The following is a 10,157-nucleotide window of genomic DNA, read 5'->3' as shown; positions in this document are numbered from 1 at the left end:
CCCGCAAACGGTCCCGTGCTCCCCCCATGGGAGACGGTGTTCGAAGCTCGGGCGCAGCACCCAGAACGAAACCTATCACCTGATCTGGAATCTGCGTGTACCCTCAGGGAAAAGCTTGGCGGAAAATGCGGAAAGCCGTAATTTGGCCGGGATGACAGGGGAATGGGGCCCATGGGTGCAGCGGATCTTTCGGCGGCGCTGTGGCAGGAGCGGCGGCAGCTGGAACTGCTCCTGTTCCGCCTGGAAACGCAGCGCCTGCACGTAGCGGCCGGCAACATCCACTGGATCGCGTTTACGGCGTCGGAAGTGGAGTCGGTCTTGGACCGGATGCGCTTCGAGGCCCTGGCCCGAAATGTCGAATCCGCGGCCGTGGCCGCTGAATGGGGCCTCCCGGCGCAAGCGACACTGCCTGAATTGATTGCCGCAGCACCTCACGGCTCGTGGCCCACGGTCCTGCAGGAACACCTCGACGGCCTGCGCAGTCTGCTCGTCCGGCTTGCCGGGGCAACCCGCGTCAACGAGGACCTGATCCAGGGCCTGCAGCCACCCCCGGCTGCCGCCGATCCTGCGGAGGCCCTTGAACAGTTGACGGTGGCCGGAAACATCGAGCGTGCCCTGGCCATCACGCGCCGCGCCACGCTGCCGCTGATGGTGCAGTACCTGGGCGACGACGCGAACTCGCACTGACGGCAGGGCTGCTGCGGCCCGGAGGTCCAGCCGCGCAGCCGGTGCCGTCAGGCGGCCAGGTTCACTCCGCGGAGGCGGCAGGTGCCTGCGGCAGCAGCCCGCGCAGGGCGTCCTCGGTGCCGGCGTCGGCCTCCGCACCCGCTTCGGCGGCCGCGAGGTTCGCGGCGGCGATGGCCTCGATGACTTCCCGGCGCTGGATGGGGACGCCGCGGGGTGCTTCGATGCCGATGCGGACGCCGTCGCCGCGGCCTTCCAGAACAGTGATGACGATGCCGTCGCCGATCATGATCTGTTCGCCCGGCTTGCGTGTTAGTACCAGCATTCTCTCAATCTACCCTTCGTGGCCGGGGGCTGCGGCCCACGGCGCAGGCACGGGCGCCGGCTGGCCGTCGATCCAGCCCACGGGCAGGCCCAGCGCATCGACGCTTTCGGGCGAACCGGTATCCGCGGCGCCCACGACGGCCACGGCCGTCACCTCAAGGCGGGCGCGCAGCAGGCTGACCCAGCGGGCCGTGTCCTCGTGCTTGCGGCCGGCATCCACCACGACCCAGAGCTGGTCCGGGGACAGCGCCGAGATCGCCTGCAGCCGCGCCAGGGTGTTGCGGGCCGTACCCAGGCCGAAGGCGGTGATCACCGTCTGTTCGGTCTCCACGGCATGGGCGCGGGCCGCCGTCGCGCTTTGGCGTCCGTCCAGGTGCAGGTGCCCGTAGGCGCTCAGCTGCCCCGCGGTGCGGACGTCGGCGCCGCCGGCCGCGATGGACATGGCCAGGGCCGTGTCCAGGGCGTCGTCGCCGAGTCCCACCAGCACCACCAGGTCACCGGTTCCGTTCAAGAGGGCCGGTACCGTTGCCCGGACCGGCATGGCGGGCCGCCCGGGCGACGCCGGAGCCTCCTGCCGCGGCGCCGGAACCGGAGGTTCGCTGTCGATGGCCACAGGGGTAACCCGCGGTACGGGATCGGGCTGGGCCGCTGCCGGCGGCCGGAGTCCCGAGCCGAGCTGGTCCAGCAGTTCGGCGAAGCCCGGCGACTCGGTGGAGACCCCGGGGGCTCCGCTCCGGTGCAGGGTCAGTTCGGCGGCGTCCGCCTCGGCCAGCAGGGCCGCGATGGCGTCGCCCTGCAGGGCGTGGCCAGGGGCGGCGACCCGAAGGCCGGCCGGAGCTTCCGGGGCCGGCCGGGCGTCGCGGGGTGCCCGAGGGCCGGCCGGCATGGCCGCGGGCTTCGCGGCGGGCCGGGCGTCAACCGGCCGGGCATCGGGCCGGGCGTCAGCCGGCCGTGCAGCAGTCTGCGCGGACTCGCCGTCGGCCAGGATGATGTCCGCCTCCGGCACCACCTCGCCGGTCACGACGTCGTGCTTGGGCTGGACCTCAACGATCGCCTCGAAGCGGTTGGCGGCGAAGAGCCCGGCGATGCCGGGGCTGATCACGCGTTCGGCGGAGACGATCCGGGCTGCGGGGCCGTACTGGGCCTCGGCCTTGCTGCGGATTTCCTCCAGCGAGGCTCCCTTAAGCCGATAGCGGTTCGGCATGGCGCACGACTCCTACAGTTTCGATCCGGACGTTGGCGGAAGTGACTTCCCGGTAGGACAGCACCGGGACGGACCCGGGCTGGGCACCGATGAGCCGGTGGATGGCCGGGCGCAGCGCCGGGGCGCAGACCAGGACGGCCTGCCTGTTCGCGGCGGCGGCGGACTCCACGGCGTTGTGGACGGAGCGGAGCACGGCGTCGAGCCTGTCCTGGCCCATCACGATCTGGCTGCCGCCCTCGGCAGGACGCATGTCCTCCAGCATGGACTGTTCCAGGACGGGGTCGATCATGATCACGTTCAGCACCGGGCCCTCCATGAACTTCGCGGTCAGGGCGGGGCCGAGGGCCTGGCGTGCGGCCTCCACGAGCGACTCCGGGTCCGTGGAGATCTTGGCCCGGAGGGTCAGGGCCTCGTAGATGCGGGCGAGGTCGTTGATGGGGACCTGTTCATCGAGCAGGCCCTGGAGCACCCGCTGCAGTTCGGCCAGGGACAGCAGTGCCGGGGTGAGTTCGTCGACGGCGGACGGGCTCTGCTTGCGGACACCCTCGGTCAGGACACGGACGTCCTCGCGGGAGAGCAGCCGGGCGGCGTGGCTGGTGACAATGGAGGACAGGTGCGTGACCAGCACGGAGACGCGGTCGATCACGGTGGCCCCCGTCATCTCGGCGTTGTGCCGCATCTCGGCCGGAATCCATTTCCCGGCGAGCCCAAAGACCGGCTCGATCATCGCCACCCCCGGCAGCGAATCCAGCGAATCGCCGAGGGCGAGCATCTGCCCTCCGGGGGCGGTGCCGCGGCCGGCCTCCACACCCGCGATCCGGATGGTGTAGGTGGCCGGCGGCAGGTCCACGCTGTCCCGGGTGCGGACCGGCGGGATGACCAGGCCCAGTTCCATGGCGATCTTGTGCCGCAGCGAACGGACCCGGGCCAGCAGGTCATCGGACGCGCCGGAGACCATGTCCACGAGGTCCGGGGCCAGCAGGATCTCCACGGGGTGGACCCGCATGTCCTCGAGCAGCTTCTCGTTGGGGTCCTGTTCCGGGGAGCTCAGGGCGGCGGCCTCGGCGTCGCGGGCCTTCTCGGCCTGCTGCTGGCTGGCCGCTGTCCGGCGCGAGGCGATGATCAGTCCCGCGCCGACCAGGACGAACGGGATGGGCGGCATCCCGGGGATGAGCGCCATGGCGATCGCGGCCACGCCGGCGATCAGCAGGGCGTTGGGTGATTGCAGCAGCTGCGTGGAGGCGGTCCGCCCCATGTCCGCTTCGGCGTTGGAGCGGGTCACGATCATGCCGGTCGAGACGGCCATCAGCAGGGCCGGGATCTGGGTGACCAGGCCGTCGCCCATGGTCAGCAGGCCGTAGGTGCTCAGCGCGTCGCCGATCTCCTGGCCGCGCTGCAGCATGCCGATGGCGATGCCGCCGACAAAGTTGATGATGATAATGATGATGCCGGCAATGGCGTCACCCTTGACGAACTTGGAGGCGCCGTCCATCGCGCCGTAGAAGTCGGCTTCGGCCGAGACCTCGGCCCGCCGCTCCCGGGCCTGCGTGTCGGTGATCAGGCCGCCGTTGAGGTCGGCGTCGATCGCCATCTGCTTGCCCGGCATGGCATCCAGGGTGAAGCGCGCCCCCACTTCGGCGACGCGCTCGGCGCCCTTGGTGACCACCACGAACTGGATGACCACCAAGATGAGGAAGACGACGGCGCCGATGATCATCGACCCGCCCACCGTCACTTTGCCGAAAGCCTCAATGACCTGGCCGGCGTAGCCGTTGCCTAGGACCAGGCGGGTGGAGGCGACGTTCAGGCCCAGCCGGAACAGTGTGGCCACCAGCAGCAGCGACGGGAATACGGAAAAGTCCAGCGGCTTCTTCACGAACATGCTGGTCAGCAGCACCAGCAGCGCCAGCAGGATGTTGCAGACGATCAGGAAGTCCAGCAGCGGCGCGGGCACGGGAACCACCAGCAGCAGCACAATGCCGACGATGCCGATAGGCACCGCAAGCCGGGCGAGCCTGTTGTTCATAACGCGGTCCTTTCACAGACGCTGGTTCCAACGGTGTTCCGAAAAGTAGTCATAGCGAGGCTCCTGCCATCCGGTGCAGGCCGGCCCCGGCACCGCGGGCCTTAAGCGACATCACGAAGGCCAGCACGCCGGCCACTGCGTGGTAAAAATCCACCGGGATTTCCTGCGCCAGTTCACAGGCCCCATGCAGCGCCCGGGCGAGCGGGATGTCCTGGACCATGGGCACGTCCTTCGCTTCGGCTTCCTGCCGGATACGGGCCGCGACATGCCCGGCGCCCTTGGCGACCACCCGCGGGGCCGACTTGCCGGGTTCATACTTCAGCGCGACGGCGACGTGCGTCGGGTTGACCAGGACGACGTCGGCGTCCCCGATCGCCGCGATCATACGGTTCCGGCTCATGGCCAGCTGCCGGGCCCGGCGCTGGGAGCGGATCAGCGGATCACCTTCGCTGCTCTTGTTCTCGTCCTGGACTTCCTTCTTGGACATTCGGGTTTTCTTCCGGTTCCGCCGCATCACCACAAAGAAGTCGACGGCGGCCAGCGCRATGCCGGCGAAGACGGCGAACTGSACCAGGGAGGAAATGCCGCCGCCGGCGGCGGCCACCACTCCGGAGACGGGCAGGCCGCCGGCGGTGAGCAGCACCGGGATGAGCCCCTGCACCACGGAGTAGAGCACCAGCCCGACGACGGTGGCCTTGAGCAGGGCCTTGACTCCGCCCCAGAGCGCCTGAGTGCCGAACGAGCGTTTCAGGCCGCTCAGCAGTTTGAAGTTCTCGAATGAAACCCGGAACTTCTTCACGTGGATCCCGCCCTGCAGGGCGGAGCCGACGAGGACCACCACCAGGACCACTATCAGCAGCGGTCCCAGGATTCCGGCCAGTGAGCCGAGCCCGTTCTCGAGCGCCTTCACGGCCTTCGCAGGGTCGGGTGCGGCCATCACTCCCCGGATGCTGAAGACCTGGTCCGTGGCGGCGTTGGCGCCGCGTTCCACCGTGGCCGGAATCATCACGGCGGCGGCTCCGACGGCCAGCCACGCCGTGAGGTCCTGCGAGCGGGAGAGCTGGCCCTTGGAGCGGACCTCCCGCATACGTTTGTCGGTGGCTTGTTCGGTTTTCTCCTGTGAATCCGACATCAGCCCACCCCCAGCACTGTCCTGGCGGCCTGGCCGGCGAGGGTGGAGACGATCCGCGGCAGGGCCAGGAAGAGGAATGCGGCCAGCGAGAGCGTCAGCATGATTTTGAGCGGGAAGCCGAGCGAGAATGCGTTCAGTGCCGGGGCCACCCGGGTCAGCAGGCCCAGTCCGACGTCGGCGAGGAACAGCACCACCAGCAGCGGGCCGGCGATCTGGACGGCGGCGAGGAACATGCCGGTGACCGCGGACGTCATGGCCTGGACCGGCTGGGCGAGGTCGATGCCGCCGGCCAGTGGCAGCGCGGTGAAGCTCCCGGTCAGGCCGCCGATGACCAGCTGGTAGCCGTCGGAGGAGAACAGCAGGGCGAGGGCCGCCATCTGCAGGAGCCGGGTGAACTGGGCGCCGTTGACCATCATCTGCGGGTCGAAGGCCTGGGCCATCTGGAAGCCGCTGAAGAGGTCGATCAGGCTGCCGGCGGACTGGACGGCCGCGAAGACCAGCATCACCAGGAACCCCAGAACCAGCCCGGTGATCAGTTCCAGGACCACGCCGGTGAAGAAGCCGGCAGTGTCCTTGGCCGTGTAGCCCGCGGAAAGCCGTTGCGAGACGGCCAGGCCCAGGCCAACGCCCAGCATCGTCTTGATCCGTGCCGGGAAGGCGTGGTGCGCGAACGGCGGTGCCACGATCAGGAACGCCGTCATCCGGACGGTGGCCAGGAGCAGGACCTCCAGCCACGTCTGGTCGATGGGGATGCCCACCTCACAAGCCTCCGAGCAGGGACGGGATCTTGGCGAAGAGGTCGTTGGTGAAGGTGACCATTTCCGAGATCATCCAGTGCCCGCAGACCAGCAGGGCGACCGCCACGGCGGCCAGTTTCGGCACGAAGGAGAGGGTGGCTTCCTGCAGCTGGGTGATGGACTGCAGCAGCGAAATCGCCAGACCCACCACCAGCGCCGTTACCAGCACCGGGGCCGAGAGCTTGGCGGCCACGATCATGGCCTGGAGGCAGATGTCCAGGACGGCGTTGGCGTTCACCCGGTGCCCGCATAACTCTGGATCAGCGAGGTGATGATCAGGCCCCAGCCGTCCACCAGGACGAAGAGGAGGATCTTGAAGGGCAGCGAGATCATGACCGGCGGGAGCATCATCATGCCCATCGACATCAGGGCCGCGGACACCACCAGGTCGATCACCAGGAACGGGATGAAGATGACGAAGCCGATGATGAAGGCGGCCCGCAGCTCGGAAATCATAAACGCGGGAATCAGGGTCTGCAGCGGCACCGCCTCCGGGGTGGCCGGGTTCTCCATGCCGGCCGCCCGGGTCATCAGCGCAATGTCTTCCTCGCGGGTGTGCGCCAGCATAAAGTGCTGCAGCGGCCCGGATCCGGCGCTGAGGGCACCGTTGAAATCAAGCGTCCCGTTCAAGTAGGGCTGCACGCCGATGGTGTTCATCTCGTTGATGACCGGCCACATCACGAAGATCGACAGGAACAGGGCCAGGCCGGCCAGCACCTGGTTCGGCGGGATGGAGGGCAGCGAGAGCGCGTTGCGGGTCATGGCCAGCACCACGAAAATCTTCGTGAACGAGGTCATCATCAGCAGCAGGGCCGGCGCCACCGACAGGAGCGTGATGCCGATCAGGGTCAGGACGGCCGAGGAGGGTTTGCCGTCCATACCGTTGATTTGGATGTTGACGTTGCCGTTATCCGGGCTGGCCGGCGGGGTCGGCGGAACGGGCGGTACCGGGGCGGTGGCATGGCCGGCAGACGCATTCAGCCACAGGAGCAGGACGGCCAGGAGCACGGCGGCGAGGCCGACGGCAAGGATCCTGCCGCTGCGGCGGAGGCTGGCGTGGCTGGTACCCGGGAGGGTGGCGGAGCGGAGGGCAGGGCGGATCAATTGCGGCGTCCGCTCCTGAGAGCGGCGGCGGCCTGCTTCCAGGTGGATCCGGACAGGATCGACCCGTGCATCGGCGGATGGGCCGGGGCGGCCATAGTGCCACGTCCCGGGCCAGTCCGGGCGTGTGATTCGCGGTGGATGGAAGTGCGCCGGGACACCGGCGTCTCGGTCGTGCCGGCCTGGGCTGCAGCGGCGGGATCGGCGGCTACAGACGGCACGCCGGATCCGGAGTCGGCCGCCGCATCGGCGGCACCGGGTACCGGGGCGGAGAGGCCGCCGGCGGTGGCAAGGATCTGCGCGAAGGCGCCGGCGGCACCGGTGCGGCGGGGCGCCGGGGACAGCTCTTCGGCCGGTTCGTCCGGGATGTCGCCGGTGTGCAGGACGTTGACGGCGTGGTCGGTGACGCCCAGCAGGAAGCGCTGCCCGCCGGCGTCGACCACCACAACGGAGGCCCGCTGGCCGACGCTTTGCCGGCTGACRACGCTCAGGGTGGCGTCAGCGCGGCGTCGTCCCGGGCCTTTGCCGAGACGGCGTTGCAGCAACCAGATCAGGCCAAGCACCGCGCCCAGGGCTACGGCTACCCGCAGTCCGAGGATCAGCGAGTCCATTCAGCTAAGCCCCTCGGCCACGTCGAGGATCCGGGTGATCCGCACGGCGTAGTCCTGGTCCAGGACCACCACTTCGCCGTGGGCGATCAGCCGGCCGTTGAGCAGGACGTCGGCGGGGGCACCGGCGGAACGGTCCAGTTCGATGATCTTGCCGGGTTCGAGCGAGAGGACGTCTCGGACCGACATGCGGGTCCGGCCGATCTCCACGGTCAGGGCCATTTCGATGTTGTTGATCCGGCCCAGCCGGCCGGCAACGATGTCGCCGCCGCCGAAGAGGTCACCGGCGCGGTCCTGGCTGTTGCCGTGCTCGCGCAGCCGGACAGCGAACCACGCGGCAGGGCTGGTGCCCTCGGAGAGTTCGAAAACGGCGGTGTCCGGGTCCGAGAGCAACCCGGACGCATCGGATTCGCGCAGGTCCGACAGCACGCCGGCACCAAAGACGGAACTTGCGCTTTCCATCGCCGGGCGCAGGACGTCGGTGACGGACACGACGCCGAGCTGGCCGCCGGCCATACCGCCGGCAGCTTCATCGAGGAAGGTGCGGTCGCTGAGCATCAGGGCCAGGTCAGCGGTCACGGCACCGACGAACGTCGCCGTGACGGCCTGCCGGGCGTAGGGCGCCGCGGCGCGGGCCGGGACCAGGGCTGCAACCTTCAGGGCTACCGGGCTGGGCAGTTCCTCAACGAGCCGCTCCGCCGACGATTCGTGCTTGGTCAGGGTGATGCTCATTGGTTGTTCTCCTCGATTGTGACAATGACGGCGGCGGCCCGGGACCCGTTGCGGGCCGGGGCGGCAGTGGCCAGCCTCGTGCCGTCAAGGGTGAGGTCGAAGGGCCGGTTTTCCAGGTGCGGGAGGGTCAGGACGTCCCCGACCGCGAGGCCCAGCACCTGGCTGGGAGTGACGTACGAGGTCGAGAGCCTGACGGAGAGCTCCACGGGAACCCGCTCCAGCTGCGAGCTGACACGGGCTGCGGCGTTACCGCGGTCGTCCGTCGGGTTGACCTTCTTCAGCCGGCCCAGCAGGATCCCGGCCGGCACGGCCAGGGTCGCCGGGGCGCTGATGTTGCCGACGTTGATGGTGAAGGAKGCCACGATCATCAGTTCGCTGGGYGCGGCRGCCTGSGCGAACTGSGAGTTGTAYTGGACSGTGTCCACCCGGATGGTTTCGCTCAGGAGCGGCCCCAGGGAGTAGCCGAGGTCCTCGAGTGCCTCGTCCATCAGTCCCTTGACCAGGGCCTGCTCGATCTGGGTGAACTTCCGGTCCGGCATGGCGGTGTCGTTCGAGGCGCCGAGCATGCGGTTGATCCAGCCGAGGGCCGAAGGGGCCGGGAACTGCACCACCAGCTTCGAATCGTGGGACTCGACGGTGCAGAGCACCATGGCCGTGACGGCCGGCAGCGACGCGGCGTACTCGTCGTAGCTTTGCATTCCGACGTCTTCGAGCCGGACCACGGACTTCACCCTGACCTTAGCGGTCAGCTGGGTGCCCCACTGGCGGGCGAAGGTCTCGAAGGCGAGTTCCAGGACCCTGCTGTGCTCACGCGCAAGCGTCGCCGGACGCCGGAAGTCATAGACGCTAACGGTCCGCTCCCGTACCACTTCCCGCTCATCCAGAACACTCACGGTTGCCACTATCGGCAAGGGACCCGCCGTCGTAAGCAGTCCGCCGCAGGCAATATGAGGACGGCAAAATGCGGCGGCCGGGCCGGGCTTACTTCTCGCTGAGTTTGAGCGCCTCGGGAATGAGGGCGCGGACGACGTCGGGCTTGTCCGAGATGACGACGATGTCCACCCGCCGGTTCCGTTCCATCAGCTGCGGGGTGGAGTCGTCGTTGACCTGACGGGCGGAGCCGAAGGCGACGGCCCCGATGCGCTGCTGCGGGATCCCGCCGTGGTCCACCATAAAGCGCAGGACGTTGACGGCGCGCGCGGAGGACAGCTCCCACGTGGACGGGTAGGCCGTGATGCCCTTCGCAGCGTGGCCCTCCACCATGATCTCCAGGGATGTCGGGCCCAGGATCGGCGAGATGATGTGCAGCACCTGGGCGGCCCGGTTGGTGAGTTCGGGCCGGTCCGGGGCGAAGAACGCCTGCGAGCCGATGAGCTTGACCGTCAGACCGCGCTGGTCGATCTGGAACTCGACGTTTTGCGTCAGCCCGGCGGCGGCCAGGCCGGCCTTCATCTTCTTCTCGAGCGCGCGCAGCCGGTCCACTTCTTTTTTGGCCGCGGCGAGGGCCTCCTGCTGGGCTGTTTTGCTGTTCGTCTGGGTAGCCGCGAAG

The 10,157-nt window shown here is 68.8% G+C and carries 12 protein-coding genes; 1 reads left to right on the top strand and 11 read right to left on the bottom strand.

The window, feature by feature from the left end; all coding sequences use genetic code 11:
* Nucleotides 1–171 precede the first annotated feature (171 nt).
* Nucleotides 172–687: a flagellar export chaperone FlgN gene (gene flgN / locus AC1DHD_RS09985; RefSeq protein WP_476879565.1), complete on the top strand. Its 516-nt coding sequence runs from the start codon at nt 172–174 to the stop codon at nt 685–687.
* Between the two features lie 61 nt (nt 688–748).
* Here flgN and AC1DHD_RS09980 read toward each other — a convergent pair whose 3' ends face one another.
* From AC1DHD_RS09980 to AC1DHD_RS09930, 11 genes are all read right to left on the bottom strand, one after another.
* On the bottom strand, nt 749–1,009 hold the full coding sequence (locus AC1DHD_RS09980; protein WP_476879564.1) for a carbon storage regulator: 261 nt from the start codon (nt 1,007–1,009) through the stop codon (nt 749–751).
* Between the two features lie 9 nt (nt 1,010–1,018).
* Nucleotides 1,019–2,212 carry a hypothetical protein gene (locus AC1DHD_RS09975; RefSeq protein WP_476879563.1) on the bottom strand — a complete coding sequence of 398 codons (1,194 nt, stop codon included), beginning with the start codon at nt 2,210–2,212 and terminating at the stop codon, nt 1,019–1,021.
* Nucleotides 2,190–4,238 (bottom strand): flagellar biosynthesis protein FlhA, encoded by a 2,049-nt coding sequence (locus AC1DHD_RS09970; RefSeq protein WP_476879562.1) that lies wholly within the window; start codon nt 4,236–4,238, stop codon nt 2,190–2,192. Before AC1DHD_RS09970 ends, AC1DHD_RS09975 begins: the two co-directional genes overlap by 23 nt.
* Nucleotides 4,239–4,287: 49 nt before the next feature.
* Nucleotides 4,288–5,370, bottom strand: a complete 1,083-nt coding sequence (locus AC1DHD_RS09965) for an EscU/YscU/HrcU family type III secretion system export apparatus switch protein (protein WP_476879561.1) — start codon at nt 5,368–5,370, stop codon at nt 4,288–4,290.
* Entirely contained in the window at nt 5,370–6,128 is a 759-nt protein-coding gene (locus AC1DHD_RS09960) for a flagellar biosynthetic protein FliR (protein WP_476879560.1), read from the bottom strand. Before AC1DHD_RS09960 ends, AC1DHD_RS09965 begins: the two co-directional genes overlap by 1 nt.
* A gap of 1 nt (nt 6,129) precedes the next feature.
* Complete coding sequence (gene fliQ / locus AC1DHD_RS09955) at nt 6,130–6,405, bottom strand: flagellar biosynthesis protein FliQ (protein ID WP_476879559.1); 276 nt, start codon at nt 6,403–6,405, stop codon at nt 6,130–6,132.
* Nucleotides 6,402–7,271: a flagellar type III secretion system pore protein FliP gene (fliP, locus tag AC1DHD_RS09950; RefSeq protein ID WP_476879558.1), complete on the bottom strand. Its 870-nt coding sequence runs from the start codon at nt 7,269–7,271 to the stop codon at nt 6,402–6,404. The genes fliQ and fliP overlap by 4 nt, the downstream gene beginning before the upstream one ends.
* Entirely contained in the window at nt 7,268–7,879 is a 612-nt protein-coding gene (fliO, locus tag AC1DHD_RS09945; protein WP_476879557.1) for a flagellar biosynthetic protein FliO, read from the bottom strand. Before fliO ends, fliP begins: the two co-directional genes overlap by 4 nt.
* Complete coding sequence (fliN, locus tag AC1DHD_RS09940) at nt 7,880–8,608, bottom strand: flagellar motor switch protein FliN (protein WP_476879556.1); 729 nt, start codon at nt 8,606–8,608, stop codon at nt 7,880–7,882. It lies immediately after the preceding gene.
* Nucleotides 8,605–9,501: a flagellar motor switch protein FliM gene (locus AC1DHD_RS09935; protein ID WP_476879555.1), complete on the bottom strand. Its 897-nt coding sequence runs from the start codon at nt 9,499–9,501 to the stop codon at nt 8,605–8,607. Before AC1DHD_RS09935 ends, fliN begins: the two co-directional genes overlap by 4 nt.
* A gap of 88 nt (nt 9,502–9,589) precedes the next feature.
* A partial coding sequence (locus AC1DHD_RS09930; protein WP_476879554.1) for an OmpA/MotB family protein occupies nt 9,590–10,157 on the bottom strand: 568 nt, incomplete at its 5' end.

This window comes from Arthrobacter sp. 05L45_2 (assembly GCF_056397525.1).
This window is presented reverse-complemented; position numbering and strand designations above follow the sequence as displayed.